This window comes from Shinella sp. SUS2, from assembly GCF_001262505.1.
Classification (GTDB): Bacteria; Pseudomonadota; Alphaproteobacteria; order Rhizobiales; family Rhizobiaceae; genus Shinella.
This window is the reverse complement of the sequence record NZ_KQ410723.1, coordinates 136,750-162,367: the sequence shown is the minus strand read 5'-3', so window position 1 is coordinate 162,367 and position 25,618 is coordinate 136,750. Positions and strand designations below refer to the sequence as shown.

Genomic DNA, 25,618 nt, shown 5'->3' with positions numbered 1-25,618 from the left:
CGGCTGCTTAATCGTCATCCGGCTCGGCGATGTTTTGCAGCCGGCCGATATGGCAATGGATGATGCCGTCGTTGCGGCGGATGGCGCCGGCCTCCTGGAGCGCGAGGATCGAACGGTTGATCTTCGGCCGGCTGGCGCCGACGATGCTGGCGATCTCCGTCTGGCTCAGCGAAATCTGGAGATTTGCGCTTTCCGGCAGCTCCTCGCCATGGATGTTGCGCAGCGTCGCCAGGAAGAAGCGTGCGACGCGGGCGTCGAGATCGTAGAGCGCAATGGTCTCGAGCTGCTCCGTCGTCTCGCGCAGCTTGGTGCAGAGATAGTGGATGATCGCCTGCGCTGCCGTCGGGTTGCGCATCAGGATTTCCAGGAAATCCCGCTTGGAAATGACGTAGCCTTCCGTCGCGACGACGGCGGTGGCATCGGCCGAGCGTGGCTGGCCGTCGAGGATCGCCATTTCGCCGAGCACCGAGCCCGGTTCAAGCTGGCGCAGCGACAGTTCCTTGCCCTGCGGGGTGATCAGCGAAAGCTTGATGCGGCCGGTGACGAGCACGATGAGATAGGTGCCTTCATCGCCCCGCTGGAAGATCACCGTGCCGGCCGACCATTTGCGATAGGTGGCGATGCCGGCGATCTCGCCGAGCGTTTCCTTGCTGAACCCTTCGAAAATCGCAAAGGAACGCCAGAACGCGGCGCTTTTGTTGATCTCGTTCATATCCTGATGCCCCCGACCGCGCTGATGCAAAACGAAACGCGCCGCCTTGCCGAAATCTTCGCCCAGCCGCCGGACGCTTGCAACAGAAAAGAACGGAGAGTTCCGGGCAGGTCCTTGGGATTGCTGGGAGAGCGCCTACTGGCAGATACGGACGCGTTTGGTGATGGTCTTGCCATATGGGTTTTCCATGCGGATGCGCTTGGTGATGCAGGTCTGCTGATAGTGCCCGTAGTAGCCCTCACCATAGGACGTGCCGGCATGGCCGGGGGCGGTGAAAACGAAAGAGGCGGCGGCGATGGCGAGGGCGGCAAGATAGGGGCGCATGAAGGCTCCGGAAGGAGAGAGGCAGGATGTGACGCCCCCTTGTCGCATGGCGGGCGCCGCCTCTCTGTTTCGCCGGGAACAGGCACATCGTTCACAAAAAGAGAACGATCTGTAGTCTGATCGCCTGACTAGTTTGACGACCGAAAGCTGATATCTCTTTGCCAACGCAAACGCCAAGCCTCAGGAGCTTACCATGCAACAGAACGTCGTCGTCCTCGTCGGACGTATCCTTCTCGCCCTCATGTTCATCACGGCGGGCTATCCCAAGCTGATCGATCCCTCGGGCACCGCGGGCATGATCGCCGGCGCCGGCCTGCCGGCCGCGACCGCGCTCGCCTATCTCGCCGGCCTCTTCGAGCTTGTCGCCGGCCTCTTCATTCTCGTCGGCTTCCAGACGCGGATCTCTGCCTATCTTCTCGCCGCCTTCAGCGTGTTCACGGCACTCGTGTTCCACAGCGGCGCGATCAACGTTCCGGACTTTCCGGAAGGCGCAAACGGTCTTCTGACCCTCTTCAACGGCCTGATGATGTGGAAGAACATCACGATCGCCGGCGGCTTCCTCGTGCTCGCCGCCTTCGGCCCGGGCGCCTACTCGATCGACGCCCGCTCCGGCGCTGCCAGGACCGTCGCTGCTTAAGCGGAATACACCGATCCTCCAAAAGCCCTCTCCGGTTTCCGGGGAGGGTTTTTTGTTGCCGGGCTACGGGGAAAAATCCCGAACCGCTGGAAAGCGGAGGCTCTTGCTGCTATGCGCACGGGCGAACAGCCATGTGGGGAGATGCCGATGTTTTCCAATTCCTATCCGGACAAGAGCGTGATGGCGGAGCTGATGGCCCGCATGCTGTGGGAGATCAAGGCGGTGCATTTTCGCCCGGAGGAGCCCTACAAGCTCGCTTCCGGCATGGCCTCGCCGGTCTATATGGATTGCCGCAAACTGCTCTCCTATCCGCGCATCCGCTCCGCGATCATGGATTTCGCCGCCGCCACCCTCACGCGCGAGGTCGGCTTCGAGCGGATCGACGTGATTGCCGGCGGTGAGACGGCAGGTATTCCCTTCGCCGCGCTGCTCGCCGATCGCCTCGCTCTGCCGATGGTCTATGTGCGCAAGAAGCCGAAGGGCCATGGCCGCAATGCACAGATCGAAGGCGTGATGCCGGAGGGCGCGCGCGTGCTCGTCATCGAGGACCTGGTGACTGTCGGCGGCTCCATGTTCACCTTCATCGATGCGATCCGTGCCGCCGGCGGCGTGGTCGATCACGGCATGTCGCTGTTCTACTACGGCATCTTCAAGGAAGCCGAAGCGCGCTACGCCAATGGCGGCGTCAAGCTGCACCGCATCGCCACCTGGCAGGATGTACTCGCCGTGGCGCGCGCGGAAAAACTCTTCGACGACGCAACGCTCGCCTCCGTCGCCGCATTTTTCGATGCGCCGCTCGCCTGGTCCGCCGCCCATGGCGGTGTCGCGGAACTGCCGACGTCGTAAAAGCCTCTGGCGCTTTTCGCCGGGATCGTTTAAATCGATTGAAAATCTCCTGGGAGGACCGGTATGATCCTGTGTTGTGGTGAAGCGCTGATCGACATGCTGCCGCGGACGACGACGCTGGGCGAGGACGCCTATGCGCCCTATGCCGGCGGGGCGATCTTCAACACGGCGATCGCGCTCGGCCGTCTCGGCGTGCCGACGGGCTTCTTCACCGGCCTTTCCGACGACATGATGGGCGACATCCTGCGCAAGACGCTGGCGGAAAGCGGCGTGGACTACAGCTATTGCGCAACGCTGTCGCGCCCGACCACGGTCGCCTTCGTCAAGCTCGTGCATGGCCACGCTTCCTATGCCTTCTACGACGAGGGCACTGCCGGTCGCATGATCACCGAGGCCGAGCTACCGGCGCTTGGCGACGATTGCGAGGCCCTGCATTTCGGCGCGATCAGCCTGATCCCGGAACCTTGCGGCTCGACCTACGAGGCACTGCTTGCCCGTGAGCACGAAAAGCGCGTTATCTCGCTCGATCCGAACATCCGCCCCGGCTTCATCAAGGACAAGGACGCCCATATGGGGCGTATCCGCCGCATGGCTGGTATGGCCGACATCGTAAAGTTCTCCGACGAAGATCTTGCCTGGTTCGGGCTTGAGGGGGACGAGGATGCGCTGGCCCGCCATTGGCTGCACCACGGTGCAAAGCTGGTCGTTGTGACGCGTGGCGCGGAAGGCGCGGTCGGCTACACCGCCGACCACAAGGTCGCCGTGCCGAGCGAGCGCGTCACGGTGGTCGATACGGTCGGTGCGGGCGATACGTTCGATGCCGGCGTGCTGGCCTCGCTGAAGATGCAGAACCTCCTCACCAAGGATCAGGTGGCGAAGCTTTCCGAGGAGCAGATCGCCAAGGTGCTGGCGCTCGGCGCCAAGGCGGCGGCCGTCACCGTCTCTCGCGCCGGCGCGAACCCGCCCTGGGCGAAGGAAATCGGGCTCGCCTGAGCCTTCATTCATCTGTCACCGCAGCATGGTCAAAGGGGCCATGCTCGACCATACCGCTCCAGATTCTCTCCCTTTTGCCCGCTCCGATGGACGGGCTCCGACCATCCTCGTCGTTACGGATGCCTGGCGCCCGCAATTGAACGGTGTCGTGCACACGCTCGAAGAGCTGGCCCGCTCGATGGCGGAAGAGGGCGTCGATGTCGTCTTCCTGACCCCGCAGGAATTCACGACGGTGCCGTTGCCGTCCTATCCGGAGATCCGGCTGGCGATCACCTCCAGGCGCCGCGTGCTCGCCGAGATGGAGAAGGTTGCGCCCGACTATATCCACATCGCCACCGAGGGGCCGCTCGGCATGGCGGCGCGTGCCGCCTGCCTCGAACGCCAGCTACCCTTCACCACGGCCTATCACACGCGTTTTCCCGAGTTCATCAGTGCACGCCTGCCCATTCCCGAAAGCGTCAGCTACTGGTGGCTGCGCCGCTTCCACAATGCCGGTGACGGCATGATGGTGGCGACCAAATCGCTCGCCGCGGAAATGGCCGCGCGCGGCTTCGTGCGCATCAAGCGCTGGTCGCGCGGTGTGGATACGAAACTGTTCGATCCGGCCAAGCGCCGCGACCTCGGTCTGCCGCGGCCGATCTTCCTGAATGTCGGGCGGGTTGCGGTGGAGAAGAACCTGCCGGCCTTCCTCGGTCTCGACCTGCCGGGCAGCAAGGTCGTCGTCGGCGACGGGCCGGATCTCGCAACGCTGCGCCAGCGCTATCCGGATGTGCATTTCCTCGGCCGCAAGACCGGCGAGGACCTGGCGTCGGTCTATGCCTCGGCCGACGTCTTCGTCTTCCCGAGCCGCACCGATACGTTCGGCAACGTCATGCTGGAGGCGCTGGCAAGCGGCGTTCCCGTCGCCGCCTTCCCGGTGACGGCGCCGCGCGACGTTCTGGGCGAGGGCGGCGCCCTGTCGGAAAATCTTCGCGAAGCCGCACTCGCCGCCCTCGATGTCCCGAAGGACGCCGCGCGCGGCCGCGCCATGACCTACAGCTGGCGCGCCTGCGGCCGCGAATTTTTCAGCAATCTCATCCGCGTGCCGCGCGATGCATTCGCGGCACGCCGTCTCAGCCTTCGTTAGTTCGCCGCTTTCAGGAGCGCGGCGACGAGGCCAGCCGTCGACGAATCGTGGCCGGCAGCACTTTCCTTGCCCTCCACGACTGGCAGCAGCCCGGTCGCCAGTTCCTTGCCGAGCTCCACGCCCCACTGGTCGAAGGAATTGATGTTGAAGAGCGCGCCTTCGACGAAGACGCGGTGCTCGTAGAGCGCGATCAGGCGGCCGAGCGCGAACGGCGTCAGGCTGTCATGGACCATCGTGATCGACGGCCGGTTGCCATCGAAGACACGGTGCGGCGCGATCCTGTCCGCCTTGGCCTCCTCCATGCCCTTGGAGGTGAGCTGCGCCTTGGCTTCCTCGAGCGTGCGGCCTTTCATCAGCGCTTCGGACTGCGCCAGGCAATTGGCGATGAGGAGCTGGTGCTGGTGGCGCAGGTTCTCTTCATGGCCGTTGGCGGCGATCATGAATTCGGCCGGGATGATCGAGGTGCCCTGATGGATGAGCTGGTAGAAGGCGTGCTGGCCATTGGTGCCGGGTTCGCCCCAGACGACCGGACCGGTCTTGTACTTGACCGGTTCGCTGTCGAGGGTCACGGACTTGCCGTTCGATTCCATGTCGAGCTGCTGGAGATAGGCCGGGAAGCGCGACAGGCGCTGGTCGTAGGGCAGAATGGCGCGCGAGGGATAGTTCAGAACATTGCGGTTGTAGAAGCCGATGAGCCCGAGCAGCATCGGAATGTTCTCGCGGATCGGCGCCTCGCGGAAATGCGTGTCGATGACATGGGCACCGGCGAGGAATTCGGCAAAGTTCTCCTTGCCGATGGCGATCATCAGCGGCAGGCCGATGGCCGACCAGATCGAATAGCGCCCGCCGACCCAGTCCCAGAAGCCAAAGACGCGGTCGGCGCCGATGCCGAAGGCCGAGACCTTGTCGAGCGCCGTGGAGACCGCGCAGAAATGGTGGCCGACAGCGGCGTCGCCGAGCGCATCGGCGATGAATTTGCGGGCCGTCGCGGCATTGGTCATCGTCTCGATCGTCGTGAACGTCTTGGAGGCGACGATGAACAGCGTCGTTTCCGCGTCCAGAAGCTTCAGCGTATCGGCGATATGCGCGCCGTCGATGTTGGAAACGAAGTGCAGCCGCGGGCCGTCGTGGTAGGGCGCCAGCGCCAGCGTCGCCATGACGGGGCCGAGGTCCGAGCCGCCGATGCCGATATTGACGACGTCGGTGATCGTCTTGCCCGTCGCACCCTTCAGCGTGCCGGAACGGATGCCGTCGGCGAAAGCGCCCATGGCGTCGAGCACGGCGTTGATGTCCGGCATGACGTCCGTGCCGTCGACGAGGACGGGTGTGTTCGAACGGTTGCGCAGCGCGGTGTGCAGCACGGCGCGCTCTTCCGTGATGTTAATGATCTCACCGGAGAACATGGCGTCGCGCTTCTTTTCGACGCCGGCATCCTTCGCCAGCGCCTCCAGCGCGTCTAGCACGGCGTCGTTCACCGCGCATTTGGAATAGTCGAAGAGGAAGTCGCCGAGTGTGGTGCTGTAGCGCGAGAAGCGCTGCGGGTCGGCCGCAAAGGCGGCGCGGATGTCTGTGGCGTTGGTGTCGCGGACGATGGATTTCAGCTTTTCGACAAGCGCGTTCATCGGCGTGGTCCTTGGCTTTTGACGATGCCGCTAGCTAGTCGCTTTGTCCTATCCAAATCAAGACCGCAAAGGTCACTCTCCCGAAAAAATTAAATCGGTTTAACTCTCGCTCGTTCAGCCCCGCAAATCCTTGCGCAATATCTTGCCAACATTGGATTTCGGCAGTTCGGTGCGGAACTCGATGAACTTTGGTCGCTTGTAATTGGTGAGGTTCGCCGTGCAATGGGCTTTCACGTCTGCCACCGTCAGTGCTGGGTCCCTCTTCACGACGAAGAGTTTCACCGCTTCGCCAGAGTGCTCGTCCGGCACACCGATCGCTGCGCATTCGAGGATGCCCGGAAGCGACATTGCGACTTCCTCCACCTCGTTGGGGAAGACGTTGAAGCCGGAGACGAGGATCATGTCCTTCTTGCGGTCGACGATCTTGGTGAAGCCTTCCGGCGTCATGAAGCCGATATCGCCGGAACGGAAGAAACCATCCGGCGTCATCACCTTGGCCGTCTCGTCCGGCCGCTGCCAGTAGCCGGCCATGACCTGCGGGCCGCGAATGCAGATTTCACCGACCTCTCCGAGGCCGAGTGTCCTGCCATCGTCGTCGCGGATCTCGATGTCGGTGGAGGGGAGGGGCAGGCCGATCGTTCCCGTGAATTCCGGCTTGTCGAAGCGGTTGGCGGTCGCGACAGGCGAGGTTTCCGAAAGGCCGTAACCCTCGGTGATCGCGCAGCCCGTCATCGCCTGCCAGCGTTCGGCGACCGGCCGTTGCACCGCCATGCCGCCGCCGAGCGTCAGCACCAGTTCGGAAAAGTCGGCCTTCGAAAAATCCGGATTGTTCATCAGCGCGTTGAACAGCGTATTGAGGCCCGGGAAAATGTGCACCCGGATCTTGGCCAGCTCCTTGATGAAGGCCGGGATGTCGCGTGGATTGGCGATCAGCACGTTGTGGCCGCCGAGCGCGATGCCCATCAGCCCGTTCACCGTCAGCGCGAAGATGTGGTAGAGCGGCAGCGCGCAGATGAAGACGAGCTGGTCCGGCCGCTTCTTGGTGCGGAAGGTCGGCTCGATCCACACTTTGATCTGCTCCATGTTGGAGAGCAGGTTGGAGTGGGTCAGCGTCGCCCCCTTGGAGACGCCAGTCGTGCCGCCGGTATATTGCAGGAAGGCGGTATCGTCAGGCGCGATGCTGACCGGTTTGATGCGGCCACGCGCGCCTTCCGCCATCACCTGGGCAAAGGGGATATGTCCCGGCAGCGACCATGCCGGCACCAGCTTCTTCACCCGGCGCACGACGAGGTTGACGATCAGTCCCTTCAGCCCGAGCATGTCGCCCATCGTGGTGACGACGACGTGTTTGACGGCCGTCCGCGCGACGACCTGTGCGACGGTGCTTGCGAAATTCTCCAGCACGAACAGCGCTTTGGCGCCGGCATCCTTGAGCTGGTGCTCGAGCTCGCGTGGCGTATAGAGCGGATTGACGTTCACCACCACGAGGCCGGCGCGCAGAATGCCGAAGATGATGACGGGATTTTGCAGGATGTTGGGCATCATCACCGCGACCCGGTCGCCTTTTTCCAGCCCTCGTGCCTGCAGCCAGACGGCGATCTTCGCCGAGGCCAGTTCGAAGTCCCGGAAGGTCAGTGTCTTGCCCATGCTGGTGAAGGCCGGGCGGTCGGCGTATTGCGCGCAGCAGCTTTCGACAAGCGCGCCGATGGAGGTGTGGCCGAGCGGCGCGATCTGCCCTGCCATGCCCTCCGGATAGGAGGCCAGCCAGAACCGGCCGGAGGGCTCAGTGGAAGGGGCTTCGATCGTGGCGGTCATGCATGCTCCTCCTCGTTGCGCGCGGGGCGTCATCCGTCCCGTCGGCGCGAACGGTCCTCCAACCATTCGTAGGGACAAGATGATGCTTTTGAAAGGCGCCATCAAGAGACATAGCTATATTACATTGACGTAAACGTCAATAAATGCGGGCGCTTCCCGCTGTGCTCGCCACGATTCTGCTGTGCCTGCGGCGTCTCAGCGCGCCTTCGCCGAAAAAACCGCGTATATGTTTAACATTCTTGGGCTACACATTATCTAGGTTGCCCGGCCCCAAGCGTGGGCCTCATGGGAGTAGACGCGTTTGCTGCATCAGGAACATCGCAGAAGTGAGCCTCGGTTTCTCGGCGCGGCGCGCCCGAGCAGCGTCGCGCTCATATCGCCCATCTCGGCGGCGCGCTGGCTCCTCGTGCTCATCGTCTTCGCCGGCATCTATTTCTTCCACGGCTTTGTGGTGCCGGTGCTCGCAGCCCTCGTCATCGCCTTTGCAAGCTGGCCGCTCTATTCACGCCTGCTCGCCCAGGTGAACGGCAACCGCACGCTCGCCGCTTCCATCGCCATCCTCCTGATCCTCGCCTTTATCGTCGGGCCGATCATGTTCGCTGCGACTTACGCTTTCCACGAGGTTCGCGAGTGGATCGGCTGGGCCGTCGAGACGAACAGCACCGGCGCGCCGACGCCGGACTGGATTCGCGCGCTGCCGGTCGTCGGCGGCTGGCTCGACATGCAGTGGACGCGTTTCCTCGATCATCCCGGCGCGATCGGCGAACTGACGCAGATCGTCAGCGGCGCCAATATCGGCAATATCTACCGGGTGGCACTTGCCGCCGGCGGCAAGGCCTTCGGCCTGCTGCTCGCCATGCTCTTCATGCTGATCGCACTCTTCTTCATATATCGCGATGGCCAGTCCTTCGCCGGCCAGGTGGATCGCCTCGGCGAGCGTATCCTGCCGATGCGCTGGGAGCGCATTTCCCGCATCGTGCCGGCGACGATCAGCTCTACCGTGACAGGAATGACGCTGATCGCCATCGGCGAGGGCATCGTGCTCGGCATCGCCTATTGGGTTGCCGGCGTCCCTTCGGCCGTCACGCTCGGCGTCCTCACCGGCATCATGGCGCTCTTTCCCGGCGGCGCACCGCTCTCCTTCACGCTGGTCTCGGTCTATCTCGTCTCCAGCGGCTCGCCCGTCGCAGGCCTTGCGCTCTTCGTCTGGGGGTCGGTCGAACTCTTCATCGTCGACAAGACCTTGCGCCCCCGCCTTGTCGGCGGCCCGATCAAGCTGCCGTTCCTGCCCACCTTCTTCGGCCTCATCGGCGGGGTGAAGACCATGGGCTTCCTCGGCCTTTTCATCGGCCCGGTCCTCATGGCTCTCCTCGTCGCCATCTGGCGCGAGTGGATTCGCGAGGTCGACGCGACGGAGCCGCCCTCCGCGATCATCCTCGACCCCCATGCGGAGGTGCCGCCACGGTCCGACCAGGAGCGAAATGTCGGCTGATGCGGGCAAGCAGCCCTGCACGCCAACGCCGCCAGATTCGTTTTGGGATTAAAAAAGCTGGCCTGAAATGACGGGAAGCTTGCCGCGTATTCGCTTGCAAGTTTCCCCGCCGCAGCCATAGTCTTCCTCCGCGCATATCGCGCAACTTGGGGGACTTCCACATGACATCCATGAAGCGGACAGGGCTTGCGGCCCTGGTCCTTGCGACGGCTCTTGCCGTATCCCACAGCTCGGCACTGGCCTGGGGCTGCATTGCCGTATCCGAAGAGGGGACCTACGGCTACAGCTACGACTACGACAACGAGGGTCCTGCGCGCGAACGAGCCTTGAACGAATGCGCGAACCGCACGACGGAGGAATCCGTCTGCGAAATCACCGAATGCAACGAGAGCGACTGAAGGTCTGCATCGGGGTGCAGTTCTGCAGTTCCGCCTTTCTTCCGCCCGCAAACCCATCGTGCCGATGGGTTTGCGGATGCGGTCAAAGCCCGGGCCGTCGTCTGCCGTGCGGGAATATGCTAGCCTCGCCACATGAACAAACCTTCCAGCGAAACGTTCTTCAATACGCTTCCCGTCTTTGTCGATTTCGCCGGCGTGGCGGATGGCAGGAACTATCGGGCGTTGCCATCCGACTGGGCGCTTGCGACGGCCGATATCGTCGATTCCACCGGTGCCATCGAGGCGGGGCGCTACAAGGCGGTCAACATGGCCGGCGCCAGCGTCATCTCGGCCATTCTCAATGCGGTGGGCAGCAATGACCTCCCCTTCGTCTTCGGCGGAGACGGCGCGGTCGTCGCCGTTCCGCCTTCGGGCGTGGAGAGGGCCCGCAGCGCCCTCTCGGCGGTGCAGAGCTGGGTCGGCGAAGAACTGCAGCTGACGCTGCGTGCTGCGCTCGTTCCCGTTGCCGATATCGCGGCGGCGGGTGTCGAAGCCCGCGTCGCCCGTTTCCAGGTCACGCCCGACCTCTCCTATGCGATGTTTGCCGGTGGCGGATCGAGCTGGGCCGAGGCCCGCATGAGGGAGGGCCTTTATGCCGTTCCCCCGGCCTCGCCTGGCGCCCGTCCGGACCTCGCGGGGCTCTCCTGCCGCTGGAATCCGATCCGCTCCCGGCACGGTTCCATCGTCTCGATCATCGCCGTTCCCGTCGGCTCGGCCAGCGTGCCGGCCTTTCAGGCGATGGTGCTCGACATCGTCGCGCTCGCATCCGGTGAGGAAAGGGAGGGCCATCCCGTGCCGCCGGAGGGCCCGGAGATCGGCCTGTCGGCGGTGGGCCTGTCGGTGGAGACGAAAACCGCGCCGAAGGATCGGCGCATCCGGCACCGGCTTTTCATCCTCGGGCAATATTTTCTCACGGTCGGTCTGTTTCGCCTCGGCCTGACGCTCGGCCGCTTCGACCCGAAAATCTACAAGCAGGACATTGCCCGCAACGCTGATTTCCGCAAGTTCGACGACGGCCTCAAGATGACCATTGACGTTGATCTGGACCGGCTTCGCCAGATCGAAACGCGGCTGGAGCAAGCCGCAGATGCCGGCATCTGCCGGTTCGGCCTGCATCGCCAGGATTCCGCGCTGATGACCTGTTTCGTGCCGACGGCGATGCGGCGCGACCATATGCATTTCATCGACGGCGCGGCCGGCGGTTATGCCATGGCCGCCAGCCGCCTGAAGAAGCAGGGAAGCGGCACGACGCTGACGCAGGCCGAGATGTGAGCGCACGATGCCGGCGCAGCGCCGCCGACTTCGTCTGCAACGCCGGCCGGCCCCGGAAAGGCCAGCAACCCCTTCCTGGAGCCAGCCGGCCCCCGCCGCGATCAAAGGAGGAAATCGGCCTTGGTGAAGTCGATGGCGCTGTCGATACGGATCGAGAAATCCGCCTTTCCATCGCCGTTCACGTCGCCATAGACATAGGTGCCGCCGTCCTTCCTCTCGTAGCGCAGTTCTCCAGCCGTCTTGCTGAACGTATCCGCGCCGATGAAGCTGAAGGCCTGGTTGCCGCCGGCTGTCGTGCTGGCGTCGATGCCCTTCAGGTCGATCCTGTCGCCTTCCTTGCGGCTGAAATCGAAGATCGTGTCACGGCCGGCTGCGGCGACGGTGCTGTCCTTGAGGGGCGTGAAGATGAACATGTCGGCCCCACCGCCGCCGTGGAGCTTGTCGGCCCCAGCCCCGCCGCTCAGCTTGTCCCTGCCCGCGCCGCCGTACAGTGCGTCCCTGCCGCTTCCGCCGGAAAGCGCATCGTTGCCGGCCCCGCCATAGAGGCGGTCGTCCCCGCTGCCGCCATGGGCCTTGTCACCGCCGTCGCCGGCATAGACCGCGTCCTTGCCCGTGCCGCCATAGAGCGCATCGCCCCCATTGCCACCGGCCAGCACGTCGTTGCCGCTGCCGCCGAAAAGCGCATCGTCGCCATCGTTGCCAAGGAGCTTGTCGTCGCCCGCGCCGCCGGAGAGCGTATTGCTTGCGGCATTGCCGGTGATCGTGTTGGCAAGCTCGTTGCCGGTTCCGTCGATCGATGCCGTGCCGGTGAGCTTCAGGTTCTCGACATGGGCGCCGAGCGTGGAATCGACGGAGGCCTTGACGAGATCCATGCCTTCCCCGCTCTTTTCCTCCACATAGTCATCGGCATTGTCGGCGATGTAGATATCGTCGCCGATGCCGCCACGCATATCGTCGGCGCCGGCCTTCCCATCGAGAATATCGTCGCCGCCGTAACCGTAGAGCGCGTCTTTCTGGCTGCCGCCGACAAGCGTGTCATCGTCGGAGGTTCCCTTGATCGTCTTGGCCGGCGGGGTCTCCTTCTCGACAGTGAGGGTGAAGCTGGAAACAGCGGTCTCGCCCTCCATATCCGTTGCCGTCACGCGAATGCCGATCGCGCCGATATTGGTGTAGCCAGGCGTGCCGGAAAACGTGCGGGTCGCCGCATTGAAGACCAGCCAGGACGGCAGCGGGTCGCCGTTTGCGAGCGTCGCGGTGATGGTGATCTTGTCCATGGCATTGGGATCGACAAACGTGTTCGCCGCATAGGTGAATTTGAACGGCCGGGCTTCCGTCGCCGTTTGGGCGGCTATGGTCTGCACTATGGGCGCTTCATTGATCCAGAACGCCCGCTGGTGGATCTCGGCGCTGCTGGTGTTCTGCTGAGAGACCACCCATGTGACGCCCCATCCACCGTCTGCGAGCGCGGTGATGTCGGGGTGGCTCTGGTCGCCGACGGTTTCCGTGTTGACGCGGCTTTCAGCGCCGCGTGTCGTGCCATCGGCATTGTAAGCCTGCTGGTAGATGCCTGAAAGGGAACCGTCCTGCCTATCGGACCTCCAGGTGACAACCCAGCCGCCATCTGACAGCGCGACCGCCTGCTGGCAATCCTGCGTTCTAAAAGTGTAGGTGTTGACCTGTGTTTCCGCGCTGCTTGAAATGATCATAGCGTGTCCCTCTTGGCTCGCCCGGACCTGATGCGTCTGTTCTGGCGGCAGAGGTTACGAGGGCACGCTGAAGGCGTCTCCGTCCATTTTGGTCTGGCGCGGGCGGATCGGCCCTTCACTTGCAGCGGGCTATGGCACGCAGATGCCGGGTGATGCCCCAAGTGGAGGCCGTTTGCGGTGCAAAGCAGATGAACGGTCTTCTGACCGCAGAGCGTCGATTAATGCGTGCCCGTGTTATGACGGAAAGATCGGGGGGAGAAGGAAGTGGTGCCGCTTACGTGACTCGAACACGTGACCCCGTCATTACGAATGACGTGCTCTACCAACTGAGCTAAAGCGGCCTTGCCGGGTCCCGAAGCGTGTCGGGACCGGAATGGGTGCGCTGATAACCGCAATGGGAAGAGATTTCAAGCGGGGAGTTTCAACTTCCGCATTTTTCCCGTGCAATATAGCAAAATCAGGGGGCTGAGGCCGCAAGGATGCGGTTTTTGGCGGTGCGGTACTCGTGTTCCAGCCGCGTGACGAGATCCTCGACGGGGGCGACCGCCTTGACGGCGCTGATTCCCTGGCCGCAGCCCCAGATGTCCTTCCAGGCCTTTGCGCCCGTCGTTGCCTTGTCGAAATCCATCTTGGAGGGGTCGGCTTCGGGCAGATTGTCTGGGTCGAGACCTGCCGCGGTGATCGAAGGTTTCAGGTAGTTGCCGTGGATGCCGGTGAAATAGTTGGAATAGACGATGTCGGCTGCGGCGCTGTCGACGATCATCTGCTTGTAGGCTTCACTGGCGCGGGCCTCGCTCGTCGCGATGAAGGGCGAACCGATATAGGCCATGTCGGCGCCCATCGCTTCGGCCGCGAGGATCGCGCCACCCGTCGCGATCGCGCCGGACAGCAGGAGAGGGCCGTCGAACCATTCGCGGATTTCCTGGATCAGGGCGAAGGGCGAGAGCGTGCCGGCATGGCCGCCGGCGCCGGCGGCAACCGCGATGAGCCCGTCCGCACCTTTTCGGATCGCCGATTGGGCATGGCGGTTGTTGATGACGTCGTGCAGCACGATGCCGCCATAGGAATGGATCGCTGCATTCACCTCCGGCACGGCGCCGAGCGAGGAAATGACGACAGGCACCTTGTATTTGACGCACATGGCAAGGTCATGCTCGAGCCGCGTGTTGGAGCGATGGACGATCTGGTTGACGGCAAAGGGGGCGGCGGGGCGATCGGGGTTCTTCGCGTCGTGCGCGGCAAGGCCTTCCGTGATCTGTGCAAGCCACTCGTCGAGCTGGGATTCCGGGCGGGCATTCAAGGCCGGAAAGGCGCCGATGACACCGGCCTTGCATTGTGCGAGGGTCAGCGCGGGATGTGAGACGATGAAGAGCGGTGCGCCGACGACGGGCAGGCGCAGCTTGTCCTTGAGAATCGCGGGCAGGGCCATGAGGGATGTCCTGTATTTTTGACGTTTACGGAAACGTCAAAACCATAGCAGCGGGATGGTGTTCTGAAAAGGGGCGATGGCTGCCTCCCTGCCGGCGGCGACACACATGTGCGGACGGATGCCGGAATCCCCCGGAAAGAAAAAGGGGGCGGGGTCTGCGGCCGGGACGGCGTAAAGGTCCGGCTCGGCGGAGTGCGCGGCGTCCCGCCATCGCTTTTCCCCGGTGAAGGGCGGGCAGTTTCCGCGGGAAGGCTTGCGCAAATTCCCGGCAAACGTTACGCAAAAGCTAACGAAAGCCGGAAAGTAGGGCTCTTTCCACAGGTGTATCTTCGCCGCGTGTTGGGCGGTTCCCGCAGAAGGGTCGGATGTGAGCGGACTGGAAACGGCAATCAGAAACGCGCTGGCGCGCTCCGAGCGCGCCAATGCCGAGGTTCGGGCGCGCATCTACCAGTCGGCGCGCAATGCGCTTGAGGCGGGCCTGCGCAAGCAGGAGATCAGTGATCCCGAGACGATCACCGCCCAGCGCCACCGGCTGGAAGCGACCATTCACCAGATCGAGGCGGAAGAACGCGCAGGGCTTGCCGCCATTCCCAATCATGACGTTCGCGTGGATCCGGTCGTCGAGACGCGGCCGGAGCCGGTGATGCGCGTCGAACGTGAGATAAGGCCTGAGCCGGTGCTCGATACCGGGCCGCGTGTCGAGACGGAACGGCGCGTGGAGGCCGAACGGCCCGCGACCAGCGATATCGGTGCCATCCGGCCGGAACGTGCGGATGGCTTTGGCAAGGGCGGCAAGGCGGCGAGCGCCGGCGACGTTGCGGCTGCGGCGGAAGCCACGGATTTCAAGCCTGAACGCGCCGCCAAGCCGCGCAAGCGCCGCGGTCGGCTGTTCTCCTTCCTGCTGGTGGTCGCTACACTGATTGCCGCCTTCGGTGCCCTGGCCTGGTGGGTGCAGACGAGCGGTCTGCTCGAGGAGTTGCAGAACGGCGCGGACAATTCCACGCCGCCGGCGACGGTCTCGGGCGAGGATTTTGCGGGGGAGGACCCGATCAAGAAGGCGCTCGACACGCAGAGCCGCTTTACCGCCGACTGGCGCGCGGTCTTCGCGCCGGCCGAGACGGAAAAGCTTTCGGCGGGGCCGGCCGGCCGTTTCGAGGCGGTGAGCACGAGCGAAGGTCCGGCGGTGCGCGTCACGTCCACCAATCCCGAGCGTGACGGCGCGGTCGAGATCGCGGTATCACCGGATGTTCTCGGTGAAATGGGCGGCAAGACATCGACGATCGCCATGACGCTGCAGGCGGTCGGTGACAAGCCGGTCCAGGTGACCGTCGAATGCGACTTCGGCACGATGGGGGGCTGCGGACGTCACCGTTTCACGGTGTCGGAGCGTACCGACGTCCTGTTTCAGGTGGAGTTCGAAGGCTCGCTCTCGCCGAGCGAGCCAGGCCAGCTGCTGCTCAACAGCGACATTACCGGCGGGGATGCGAGCGTGAACCTCTATGCCGTCCGCATCCTGCCGGGCGAATGAGCCGGCTGCTGTCTATTTGACGAAGCCTGGCCCCGCGCCGACGATCTTCTTGTCGATCTCGCCGATCGCCTTCTCGTCCTTGCCCTCGTAATCGAGCGTTGTGAGGATGTGGCGGATGAGGTTGAGGCGAGCCCGGCGCTTGTCGTTGCCGCGCACCACCGTCCAGGGTGCCTGGTCCGTATGGGTTTCCTTCAGCATGCGGTCGCGCTTTTCGGTGTAGTCATCCCACTTGTTGAGCGCGGCGATGTCCATCGGCGAGAGCTTCCAGACCTTGAGCGGATCATGCCGGCGGTCGTGGAAGCGCTTCAGCTGCATTTCTCGGCCGATATTGAGCCAGAACTTGAAGAGCTGGATATCGTCGGAGACGATCATCTTCTCGAAGCGCGGTGTCGCCTTGAGGAATTTTTCGTACTGCTCTGGCGTGCAGAAGCCCATGACCGGCTCGACGCCGGCGCGGTTGTACCAGGAGCGGTCGAACAGCACGAACTCGCCCGCCGTCGGGAAGGTCGCGACATAGCGCTGGAAATACCATTGGCCACGCTCGGTTTCGGTCGGCTTGGTCAGCGCGACGATGCGGGCCGAACGCGGGTTCATGTTGGACATGGTGGCATGGATCGCGCCGCCCTTGCCCGCCGCGTCGCGTCCCTCGAAGACCGCCATGATGCGTTTGCCGGTCTTCTGCTGCCAGAACTGTACCTTGACCAGCTCGATCTGGAGCTGTTCGAGTGTTTCCTCGTATTCGTCGTCGTCGAGCTTCTTTTCGTAAGGGTAGTCGTCGGAGCCGAAGGCCTTATTGTCGATCCAGTCGGGAAGGTTCGGGTCGTCGATATCGAAGATCCGCTTCTTGCCGTCGATATCCAGTTCCACGGCCCGGCTTTCGGCATTTTCCGCCATCGTCCACTCCTTCAAATCGAGGTGCGGCGCATGCCGCGTCGCAGAAGGTGGTCACAACCGGATTGCGAATTCAAGCGCACCGTGAAAAACATGTCATGAAGCCGCGCTATCCATGGAGAATCGATGGAGGCCGCGGAGGATAGGATGCTTGCGAGGGAATGGGTGGCGGTGACGGATCAGCGGACGGGTCTCGGCTGGCTGGCGGCGCAACTGTGGGGCGAACGGGTGCTGATCGCCTCGGCCGTCTTCGTCGGCTTCATGATGTGGCTTGCGGGCCTGCATCTCGGCTGGGTGTCCTTCGCCGTCCTCCTGCTCGTCATCGCTGGCCTGCTGCGCACGGAGCGGCGCATGGTGGAGACCGGTGGCCGGACCATGGCGGCCTCCACGGTACCGGTGCCGGAGGTTCAGGTCGTCGTACCGCCCGCGGACGATCTTTCCGCCATCGCAGCGGTCCTTGGCGCGCTCGATGCGCCCGCCCTGCTGCTTTCGGGTCGGGAGACAGTCAAGCTGCAGAACCGCGCGGCTGAGGCGATCTTCGGCGCCATTCCGCTGGGTAGCGACCTCGCCGGCCGCATCCGCGCCCCCGGTATTCTCGACATGGTGCGTGACGCGATCGCCAGCGGCCAGCCACGCGAGACCGAGCACGCCGAGCGCCTGCCGTCGGAGACCGTCTATGTCGTGCGCATTGCGCCGCTTGCCGAACGGATGAGCGAACCCCTCTGGCTGCTGACCTTTCGGGATGTCTCGCAGGCGCGTCGCATCGATCGCATGCGTTCCGATTTCGTCGCCAATGCCAGCCACGAGTTGCGCACGCCGCTCGCCTCGCTGCGCGGCTTCATCGAGACCCTGCAGGGGCCGGCCAAGAACGACGTGAAGGCGCATGAACGCTTCCTCGGCATCATGCACGAACAGGCGACGCGCATGAGCCGCCTTGTCGACGATCTGCTGTCGCTCTCCCGCCTTGAGCTGCGCTCGAACCTGACGCCGGACCAGACCGTCGATCTCGTGCCGCTGCTCGGCCATGTGCGCGACAGCCTGCAGCCGCTCGCCTCCGACCTCGGCGTGGAGGTCGTGCTGGACCTGCCCAAACATCCCGTCACTGTGCCGGGTGAGCGCGACGAGCTGGTCGAGGTTTTTGAAAACCTCATCGAGAATGCCTGCAAGTACGGCCAGGAAGGCAAGCGGGTCGACGTGGTTCTGTCCGGTGGCGGCGTTGTCCCGGTCGAGCTCTCCGTCACCGACTACGGCCCCGGCATACCCCCGGAACACGTGCCGCGCATCACCGAACGTTTCTACCGGGTTAACGTGGAAGCGAGCCGGTCCAAGAAGGGCACAGGCCTCGGTCTGGCCATCGTCAAGCACATCCTCACCCGCCACCGGGCACGTCTCGTGGTGAAGTCCGAGGTGGGCAAGGGCACGGTCTTTACCGTCAAGTTCTGACACAAAGGGCGACGCTTTCGTCGTGTCGATAAAAATAGACAAGCAATTTCAATTGCTTGATGTGTCACAAATGTTTCGTCAAACTGACATAAAAGAGAGGGCGAACGGGGGCTAGAGAAGAGCCGCCGGTCAACGGCAGAGAGCGCAGAACAGCGCACCACACATGTCCTCTTCGGGAGAACCCAGATGAAATCTCTTAAGCTCACTGTTGCGGCGCTCGTTGCCTCCGCCGCATTCGCAGGCGTTGCCGTTGCGCGCGACCAGGTCCAGATCGCCGGCTCCTCCACCGTTCTTCCCTATGCCAAGATTGTCGCCGAGACGTTCGGCGAGACCTTCCCCGACTTCAAGACCCCGATCGTCGAATCCGGCGGCTCCTCGGGCGGTCTGAAGGAATTCTGCAAGGGCGTCGGCCCGAACACCATCGACATCGCCAACTCCTCGCGCCCGATCAAGGACAGCGAAGTTGAGGCCTGCAAGGCGGCCGGCGTGACCGAGATCCAGGAAGTCAAGATCGGCTATGACGGCATCGTCTTCGCCACCGACAGCGGCAATGCCGACCTGAAGCTCGAGCCGAAGGATCTCTACCAGGCGCTCGCCGCCGAAGTCGTCGTCGACGGCAAGCTTGTTGCCAACCCCTACAAGAAGTGGTCGGAAGTCAACAAGGACCTGCCGGACGCCGAAATCGCCGCCTACATCCCGGGCGAAAAGCACGGCACCCGCGAAGTCTTCGAAGAGAAGATCCTCGCCAAGGGCTGCAAGGACTCGGGCGCCCAGGACGTCATCAAGGCTGCCGTTGCCGATGAAAAGGAACAGCATTCCAAGTGCGTCGCCGTTCGCAAGGACGGTCTGGCTGTCGACATCGACGGCGACTACACGGAAACGCTCGCCCGTATCGCCGCCAACAAGTCCGGTATCGGCGTGTTCGGTCTGTCCTTCTACGAAAACAACGCCGACAAGCTGAAGGTTGCCACCGTCAGCGGCATCGTTCCGTCGACCGAGACGATCGCTTCCGGCGAATACCCGGTTTCCCGTCCGCTGTTCTTCTACGTCAAGAAGGCGCATCTCGGCGTCATCCCGGGCCTGAAGGAATATGTCGAGTTCTTCACGAGCGACGACATGATCGGCCCGGACTCCCCGCTGGCTGAATACGGCCTCGTCGCCGCTCCGGATGCCGAGCGCGAAGAGATCCGCAAGGCCTTCGTCGACGGCAAGATCATGTAACTGGCTTCGGCCGGCGCGGTTTCTCTCAGGAGAGGCCGCGCCGGCCGCTCTCTTTCGGGCGGTTTTGCCCGCGTCTGTCGAAAGGTCGGGGCGGGTGGTCTCGCCGGGAGAATTTCCTCAATGAGTATTTCCCTTCTTCTGCTCGTCGTCGCCGTGATCGGCGTGGTGGGCTATCTTATTGGCAGCTGGCGCGCCAACGCGCTTGCCGGCGGCAAACTTTCCAATCTTCATTCCCGGCCGGGTTACTACGGCTCCTTCGTCGCCATCTGGTCCATGCTTCCGGCCATCGCCCTCCTGCTGGTCTGGATCATCGCGAGCCCGATCTATATCGGCTCGACGGTTCGCGCCGGCTTTCCCGATGAGGTGAAGGCCGAGCCGCAGGCGACGCAGAACCTCAACTACAACATGATCGGCGCCATCGCCCGCGGCTTCAAGTTGCTCTCCGCCGAGGAGCGCGATGCGCTGTTCAAGGACGGTGCCGCCGCCCGCCAGGTGCTCGGCAGCAAGGGCGTGCCGCTCGCCGCGGATCCTGCGCCCTACATGCTGACGGCTGCCGACGATCTCAACCGCATGACGACGGCAAGCAGCACCTTCCTGTCGATCCTGGTCGTGGTTGCCGCACTTGCCGGCGGCGCTTTCGCCTACCGCGCGATCGCGCCGAAGTTCCGCGCCCGCAACCGCGTCGAAGGCGTCATGCTGGTCGGCCTCATCGTTGCTTCGTCGATCGCGATCCTGACGACAGTCGGCATCGTTGCCTCGATGGCGACGGAGGCGATCAGCTTCTTCAACATGGTTCCGGCCTGGGAATTCTTCTTCGGTACGACCTGGGATCCGCGTTTCGCTGCTGCCGGTGCCACGGATTCCTCCGGTCAGTTTGGCCTGATCCCGCTGCTTGCCGGCACGCTTTACATCGGCTTCGTCGCCATGCTCGTCGCCGTGCCGGTCGGTCTCTTCGCCGCCATCTACATGTCGGAATACGCCTCGCGCACGGTCCGCTCGATCGCCAAGCCGCTGCTCGAAGTGCTCGCCGGCATCCCGACCATCGTGTACGGCTTCTTTGCCCTCATCACGGTCGGCCCGTTCCTGCGCGACATCTCCGCCCAGCTGAACGGCCTCGTCACCGGCAACTATGCCAACTTCATCCAGGCGCAGAGCGTGCTGACCGCCGGCATCGTCATGGGCATCATGCTGATCCCCTATGTCTCCTCGCTGTCGGACGATATCATCACCGCCGTTCCGCGCGCCCTGCGTGATGGTTCGCTCGGCCTCGGCGCGACGCGGTCGGAGACCATCAAGCGCGTCATCCTGCCGGCCGCCCTGCCGGGCATCGTCGGCGCGCTGCTGATGACCGCCTCGCGTGCCGTCGGCGAAACCATGATCGTGGTGCTTGCCGCCGGTGTTGCCGCCCGCATGCAGCTCAACCCCTTCGAACCGATGACGACGGTGACGGTCAAGATCGTCAACCAGCTGACGGGCGACCTCGAATTCACCTCGCCTCAGACGCTGGTGGCCTTCGCGCTCGGCATTACGCTCTTCGTCATCACGCTCTGCCTTAACATCTACGCCCTCTACATCGTGCGCAAATACCGGGAGCAGTACGAATGAGCCAGGTCTCCACGAGCCCTTCGATGGCCGCCCTCGGCGTTGCCGCCAAACCCGAACGCCGCGATATCGGCCTTGGTCGCCGCTATGCCGCCGAACGCCGCTTCCGCCTCTACGGCATGGCTGCGATTGCCTTCGGTCTGCTCTTCCTGTTCCTCCTGCTGTTTTCGGTCGTCTCCAAGGGCTACACCGCGTTTCAGCAGACGATGATCACCATTCCGGTCGAGTTCTCCGAACAGGTCATCGACAAGAACAACGAGCGTGCCACCAACCCGCAGAAGCTGGTTACGGCGAACTACCCGATCGTTGCCCGCAATGCGCTCGCCAAGGTGCTGGGCGTCGACGAAAAGGACCGGGCCGGCCTGAAGGCGGTCAACGGCATGATTTCGGACAGCGTCCGCGTGCAGTTGCGCGATCTCGTCACCGCCGATCCCGCGATCATCGGCACGACGAAGACCGTGACGTTCCTTGCCCATGGTGACCTCGACTCCGCCTTCAAGGGCCAGATCGACCTCGCCGTGCCGGAAACGAACCGCAAGGTCTCCGACAAGCAGGTCGGCTGGATGAACACGCTCGCCGAAAGCGGCGCGCTCGCCAAACATTTCAACACCGGCCTCTTCACCAATGGCGCATCGAGCCGTCCGGAGGCTGCCGGCGTTGGTGTCGCAGCGATCGGCTCGCTCTACATGATGCTGATCGTGCTCGTGCTCTCCCTGCCGATCGGTGTCGCTGCCTCGATCTATCTGGAGGAGTTCGCTCCGAAGAACCGGTTCACGGACCTTATCGAGGTGAACATCAACAATCTCGCCGCCGTGCCGTCCATCGTCTACGGTCTTCTCGGCCTTGCTGTCTTCGTCAACTTCGCGGGCTTCCCGCGCTCGGCGGCCCTCGTCGGCGGCCTGGTGCTGACCCTCATGACGCTGCCGACGATCATCATCGCGACCCGTGCCGCGCTGAAAGCCGTGCCGCCATCGATCCGCTCGGCTGCGCTTGGCCTCGGTGCCTCGAAGATGCAGACCGTGTTCCACCATGTCCTGCCGCTCGCGATGCCCGGCATCCTGACAGGCACGATCATCGGTCTTGCTCACGCACTCGGTGAAACTGCCCCTCTGCTTCTCATCGGCATGGTCGCCTTCGTCGCCGATGTTCCGGCAACGCCGATGGACCCTGCGACGGCGCTTCCGGTGCAGATCTACATGTGGGCCAACGAGGCGGAACGCGCCTTCGTCGAGCGCACCTCCGGAGCCATCATCGTGCTCCTCATCTTCCTCATCCTCATGAATGTTGGCGCCATCCTGTTGCGCCGCCGTTTCGAACGGCGCTGGTAGAAGGACCGGTCATATGAACATGATGTCAGAAGCAGCAGTCGAGAAAGCGCTGGACAAGAAAATGAACGACATTTCCTACAAGATGATCGGCAAGGACGTCTCGGTCTATTACGGCGAGAAGCGCGCCCTCTACGATGTGAACCTCAATGTTCGCGAAAACACGGTGACCGCCCTTATCGGCCCGTCGGGCTGCGGCAAGTCGACCTTCCTGCGCACGCTGAACCGCATGAACGACACGATCGACGGTTGCCGCGTCACCGGCCGCATCACGCTCGATACGGACGATATCTACGATCCGAACATCGACGTCGTGGAGCTGCGTGCCCGCGTCGGCATGGTCTTCCAGAAGCCGAACCCGTTCCCGAAGTCGATCTACGAGAATGTCGCTTATGGCCCGCGTATCCACGGTCTTGCCAAGGGGAAGGCCGATATGGACGCCATCGTCGAGCAGAGCCTTCAGAAGGCCGGCCTGTGGAACGAGGTGAAGGATCGTCTGCATGAAGGCGGCACGGGCCTTTCCGGCGGCCAGCAGCAGCGCCTGTGCATCGCCCGCGCCGTCGCCGTCAGCCCGGAAGTCATCCTCATGGACGAGCCCTGCTCGGCGCTCGACCCGATCGCGACCGCCAAGGTCGAGGAACTGATCCATGAACTGCGCGCGAACTTCACCATCGTCATCGTGACGCACTCGATGCAGCAGGCGGCCCGCGTCTCGCAGCGCACCGCCATGTTCCACCTCGGCAACCTCGTCGAGGAGAACGACACCGACAAGATGTTCACCAACCCGGATGACCAGCGCACGCAGGACTACATCATGGGCCGCTTCGGCTGACGCCTTCGTCGCCGAGCATCCCTGGAACCCGAGCGCATTAAGGACTGAGCCATGTCATCGAGCCACATCGTCTCCATCTACGACGAAGAACTGAAATACCTCTCCCGCCGCATCTCCGAAATGGGCGGCACCGCCGAGCAGATGGTCGCCGATTCCGTCCGCGCCCTCGTCACGACCGACGCGGCGCTGGCCCAGAAGGTGATCTCCGAGGACGTCATCCTCGATACGGCAGAGCGCCAGATCAACGACAAGGCGATCGTCACCATCGCCAAGCGCCAGCCGATGGCGGCGGACCTGCGCGAAATCATGGGCGCGATCCGTATCGCGGCCGAACTGGAGCGCGTCGGCGATCTCGGAAAGAACACCGCCAAGCGCGTCATCGCCGTCCAAAGTTCGGGCATGCCCCGCAAGCTCGCCCGCGGCCTGGAGCATCTCGCCGAGCTCGCGCTGATGCAGCTCAAGGAAGTGCTCGACGTCTATGCCACCCGCTCGATCGAGAAGGCCAAGGCGATCCGCGAGCGCGACGACGAGATCGATGCGATCTATACCTCGCTGTTCCGCGAACTCCTGACCTACATGATGGAAGACCCGCGCAACATCACGCCCTGCACGCATCTCCTGTTCTGCGCCAAGAATATCGAGCGCATCGGCGACCACGCGACCAACATCGCCGAAACCATCTACTACATGGCAACAGGCTCGCAGCCGGAGGGTGAGCGTCCGAAGGACGATACCTCGACCTCCGTCGTCGCGGCCGATGTCGCCGACGCGTCCGAGTAAAGAGCAAGGTTCAACTCCATGGTGCCCAGAATTGCCGTCGTGGAAGACGAGGAGGCCCTGAGCGTTCTCCTCCGTTACAATCTGGAAGCGGAAGGTTTCGAGGTCGATACGATCCTGAACGGTGACGAGGCCGAGATGCGCTTGCAGGAGCGCATGCCGGATCTCCTCATCCTCGATTGGATGCTTCCGGGCGTTTCCGGCATCGAGTTGTGCCGACGCCTGCGCCAGCGCCCGGAAACCGAACGCCTGCCGATCATCATGCTGACGGCGCGCGGCGAGGAGAGCGAGCGCGTGCGCGGGCTTGCCACCGGTGCGGACGACTATGTCGTCAAGCCCTTCTCGACGCCGGAACTGGTTGCCCGCGTGCGGGCGATGCTGCGCCGTGCCAAGCCCGAGGTTGTCTCGACGGTGCTGCGCTGCGGCGACATCGAGCTCGACCGCGAGACGCACCGCGTCCATCGTCGCACCCGCGAGGTTCGCCTTGGCCCGACGGAGTTCCGCCTTCTGGAGTTCCTGATGACCTCGCCCGGCCGCGTCTTCTCGCGCTCGCAACTTCTCGACGGGGTCTGGGGCCATGACATTTATGTCGACGAGCGCACCGTCGACGTGCATGTCGGGCGTCTGCGGAAGGCGCTCAACTTCGCCAACATGCAGGACGTCATCCGTACGGTCCGCGGCGCCGGCTATTCGCTGGAAACCTGAGCGAACGGAATTCCTCCCAAGGACGGAAATGGGCCCTCAGGGGCCTGTTTGCGTTTTGGGGGAATAGTAGAGGCAGCGCCATCTCAAACGAAAACGGACCCTTTCGGGCCCGCATCGCATTTTCTGCCGTGGTAGATGTTATCGCATCCGGCGGCGCTCGGCCGAGGGCTGGTAGGCGAGGCGCTGGTGGTAGGTGCAGTAGGGCGAATTGTCGGGGGACTCGTTGCCGCAGAAGTGGAAGTCGTCGTTGAGCGGGTCTCCGATCGGCCACTTGCAGGTGCGCTCGGTGAGCTGGGTCAGCTCGAGACGACGCGACATCGGTACGACCACGTTGTTGCGGTTGGCCGGAACCGGAAGGGTCTCTGCCTGCATTTCGAAATCGGCGTCGATCTCTTCCTTGACAATGGCGTTGCCGGCCGGACGGGCGACCGGGCGGGCGGCGACGGGACGGGCAGCGAAGTTCGACGGACGCGGCGTCGCCGGAGCCGGACGCTTGGCGCGTGTCGCGGTCTGGGTGCCGCCGGCCTTGGCGCGACCGGGCAGATTCAGCCGGTGCACCTTGCCGATGACGGCATTGCGGCTGACGCCGCCGAGCTGCGCCGCGATCTGGCTCGCGCTCAGGCCCTCGCTCCAGAGCTTCTTGAGTTTCTCGACGCGCTCGTCTGTCCAGTTCATGTTTTTGTCTCCGCTCGGCGTTCAGGATGCGGGAATCCCTCGTCGTGCTCCGGACGGGTCCGGAACCTGAACGCCCTAACTCTCTTGCTGACTAGTTCCGCCGCATGCAGTCTAGTAATTGGTCTTTAACCTAGAGACCGGTGGACTCTGTGACAAGAGTCGCCGGAATCCGGGCGAATCGATTTCGGAGTTTTCCCCAACTTGCTGG

The 25,618-nt window shown here is 63.6% G+C and carries 23 protein-coding genes and 1 tRNA gene; 15 read left to right on the top strand and 9 right to left on the bottom strand.

The window, feature by feature from the left end; genetic code table 11:
* Positions 1–7 precede the first annotated feature (7 nt).
* Positions 8–712, bottom strand: coding sequence for a Crp/Fnr family transcriptional regulator (locus AKG11_RS00740; RefSeq protein WP_023516358.1), 705 nt, complete (start codon positions 710–712; stop codon positions 8–10).
* A 135-nt stretch (positions 713–847) separates the two neighbouring features.
* Positions 848–1,036, bottom strand: a complete 189-nt coding sequence (locus AKG11_RS00735) for a hypothetical protein (protein WP_023516357.1) — start codon at positions 1,034–1,036, stop codon at positions 848–850.
* Between the two features lie 193 nt (positions 1,037–1,229).
* Here AKG11_RS00735 and AKG11_RS00730 point away from each other — a divergent pair, with 193 nt between their 5' ends.
* The 4 genes from AKG11_RS00730 (at position 1,230) to AKG11_RS00715 (ending at position 4,638) form a co-directional block, all read left to right on the top strand.
* Complete coding sequence (locus AKG11_RS00730; protein WP_024270215.1) at positions 1,230–1,673, top strand: DoxX family protein; 444 nt, start codon at positions 1,230–1,232, stop codon at positions 1,671–1,673.
* A 147-nt stretch (positions 1,674–1,820) separates the two neighbouring features.
* Positions 1,821–2,519, top strand: coding sequence for an orotate phosphoribosyltransferase (locus AKG11_RS00725; protein ID WP_024270214.1), 699 nt, complete (start codon positions 1,821–1,823; stop codon positions 2,517–2,519).
* A 63-nt stretch (positions 2,520–2,582) separates the two neighbouring features.
* Positions 2,583–3,512 (top strand): carbohydrate kinase family protein, encoded by a 930-nt coding sequence (locus tag AKG11_RS00720; protein ID WP_050742614.1) that lies wholly within the window; start codon positions 2,583–2,585, stop codon positions 3,510–3,512.
* 40 nt (positions 3,513–3,552) lie between these two features.
* On the top strand, positions 3,553–4,638 hold the full coding sequence (locus tag AKG11_RS00715; protein WP_082342301.1) for a glycosyltransferase family 4 protein: 1,086 nt from the start codon (positions 3,553–3,555) through the stop codon (positions 4,636–4,638).
* Here the strand turns inward: AKG11_RS00715 and pgi are convergent.
* Both pgi and AKG11_RS00705 read right to left on the bottom strand, forming a co-directional pair.
* Positions 4,635–6,260 carry a glucose-6-phosphate isomerase gene (pgi, locus tag AKG11_RS00710; protein ID WP_050742613.1) on the bottom strand — a complete coding sequence of 542 codons (1,626 nt, stop codon included), beginning with the start codon at positions 6,258–6,260 and terminating at the stop codon, positions 4,635–4,637. The two genes, AKG11_RS00715 and pgi, sit on opposite strands and share 4 nt — an antisense overlap.
* Before the next feature lie 114 nt (positions 6,261–6,374).
* On the bottom strand, positions 6,375–8,075 hold the full coding sequence (locus AKG11_RS00705) for a long-chain-fatty-acid--CoA ligase (RefSeq protein WP_050742612.1): 1,701 nt from the start codon (positions 8,073–8,075) through the stop codon (positions 6,375–6,377).
* Positions 8,076–8,448: 373 nt separating this feature from the next.
* Here AKG11_RS00705 and AKG11_RS00700 point away from each other — a divergent pair, with 373 nt between their 5' ends.
* The 3 genes from AKG11_RS00700 to AKG11_RS00690 all read left to right on the top strand — a co-directional run bounded on the left by AKG11_RS00700 (position 8,449) and on the right by AKG11_RS00690 (position 11,276).
* Positions 8,449–9,567 (top strand): AI-2E family transporter, encoded by a 1,119-nt coding sequence (locus AKG11_RS00700; protein ID WP_245293359.1) that lies wholly within the window; start codon positions 8,449–8,451, stop codon positions 9,565–9,567.
* A gap of 161 nt (positions 9,568–9,728) precedes the next feature.
* Complete coding sequence (locus tag AKG11_RS00695) at positions 9,729–9,965, top strand: DUF4189 domain-containing protein (RefSeq protein WP_156334043.1); 237 nt, start codon at positions 9,729–9,731, stop codon at positions 9,963–9,965.
* 132 nt (positions 9,966–10,097) lie between these two features.
* Positions 10,098–11,276 (top strand): DUF3095 domain-containing protein, encoded by a 1,179-nt coding sequence (locus AKG11_RS00690; protein WP_050742609.1) that lies wholly within the window; start codon positions 10,098–10,100, stop codon positions 11,274–11,276.
* A gap of 101 nt (positions 11,277–11,377) precedes the next feature.
* Here AKG11_RS00690 and AKG11_RS00685 read toward each other — a convergent pair whose 3' ends face one another.
* The 3 genes from AKG11_RS00685 to AKG11_RS00675 all read right to left on the bottom strand — a co-directional run bounded on the left by AKG11_RS00685 (position 11,378) and on the right by AKG11_RS00675 (position 14,411).
* Positions 11,378–12,982, bottom strand: a complete 1,605-nt coding sequence (locus AKG11_RS00685; RefSeq protein WP_050742608.1) for a putative Ig domain-containing protein — start codon at positions 12,980–12,982, stop codon at positions 11,378–11,380.
* Between the two features lie 265 nt (positions 12,983–13,247).
* A tRNA-Thr gene (locus tag AKG11_RS00680) sits at positions 13,248–13,323 on the bottom strand.
* Positions 13,324–13,439: 116 nt separating this feature from the next.
* Complete coding sequence (locus AKG11_RS00675) at positions 13,440–14,411, bottom strand: NAD(P)H-dependent flavin oxidoreductase (RefSeq protein WP_050742607.1); 972 nt, start codon at positions 14,409–14,411, stop codon at positions 13,440–13,442.
* Positions 14,412–14,778: 367 nt separating this feature from the next.
* Here AKG11_RS00675 and AKG11_RS00670 point away from each other — a divergent pair, with 367 nt between their 5' ends.
* The gene (locus AKG11_RS00670; protein WP_050742606.1) at positions 14,779–15,939 is read left to right on the top strand and encodes a hypothetical protein; all 1,161 of its coding nucleotides are present in this window, start codon (positions 14,779–14,781) and stop codon (positions 15,937–15,939) included.
* Between the two features lie 12 nt (positions 15,940–15,951).
* Here the strand turns inward: AKG11_RS00670 and ppk2 are convergent, their stop codons facing one another.
* Complete coding sequence (gene ppk2 / locus AKG11_RS00665; RefSeq protein WP_050742605.1) at positions 15,952–16,833, bottom strand: polyphosphate kinase 2; 882 nt, start codon at positions 16,831–16,833, stop codon at positions 15,952–15,954.
* A 144-nt stretch (positions 16,834–16,977) separates the two neighbouring features.
* On the opposite strand from ppk2, the gene phoR reads away from it, so the two are divergent.
* The 7 genes from phoR (at position 16,978) to phoB (ending at position 24,735) form a co-directional block, all read left to right on the top strand.
* Positions 16,978–18,273: a phosphate regulon sensor histidine kinase PhoR gene (phoR, locus tag AKG11_RS00660; RefSeq protein ID WP_023512173.1), complete on the top strand. Its 1,296-nt coding sequence runs from the start codon at positions 16,978–16,980 to the stop codon at positions 18,271–18,273.
* A gap of 186 nt (positions 18,274–18,459) precedes the next feature.
* Complete coding sequence (locus AKG11_RS00655; protein WP_023512172.1) at positions 18,460–19,494, top strand: substrate-binding domain-containing protein; 1,035 nt, start codon at positions 18,460–18,462, stop codon at positions 19,492–19,494.
* A 120-nt stretch (positions 19,495–19,614) separates the two neighbouring features.
* Positions 19,615–21,099 carry a phosphate ABC transporter permease subunit PstC gene (gene pstC, locus AKG11_RS00650; protein ID WP_023512171.1) on the top strand — a complete coding sequence of 495 codons (1,485 nt, stop codon included), beginning with the start codon at positions 19,615–19,617 and terminating at the stop codon, positions 21,097–21,099.
* Entirely contained in the window at positions 21,096–22,424 is a 1,329-nt protein-coding gene (gene pstA, locus AKG11_RS00645; RefSeq protein ID WP_023512170.1) for a phosphate ABC transporter permease PstA, read from the top strand. The genes pstC and pstA overlap by 4 nt, the downstream gene beginning before the upstream one ends.
* A 13-nt stretch (positions 22,425–22,437) precedes the next feature.
* Complete coding sequence (pstB, locus tag AKG11_RS00640) at positions 22,438–23,253, top strand: phosphate ABC transporter ATP-binding protein PstB (protein WP_024270209.1); 816 nt, start codon at positions 22,438–22,440, stop codon at positions 23,251–23,253.
* Between the two features lie 51 nt (positions 23,254–23,304).
* Positions 23,305–24,033, top strand: coding sequence for a phosphate signaling complex protein PhoU (gene phoU / locus AKG11_RS00635; protein ID WP_024270208.1), 729 nt, complete (start codon positions 23,305–23,307; stop codon positions 24,031–24,033).
* A gap of 18 nt (positions 24,034–24,051) precedes the next feature.
* Positions 24,052–24,735: a phosphate regulon transcriptional regulator PhoB gene (phoB, locus tag AKG11_RS00630; RefSeq protein WP_023511852.1), complete on the top strand. Its 684-nt coding sequence runs from the start codon at positions 24,052–24,054 to the stop codon at positions 24,733–24,735.
* A gap of 138 nt (positions 24,736–24,873) precedes the next feature.
* Here phoB and AKG11_RS00625 read toward each other — a convergent pair whose 3' ends face one another.
* A complete protein-coding gene (locus AKG11_RS00625) occupies positions 24,874–25,410 on the bottom strand; it encodes a GcrA family cell cycle regulator (RefSeq protein ID WP_023511853.1) in 537 nt (178 codons plus the stop codon).
* Between the last annotated feature and the right edge of the window lie 208 nt (positions 25,411–25,618).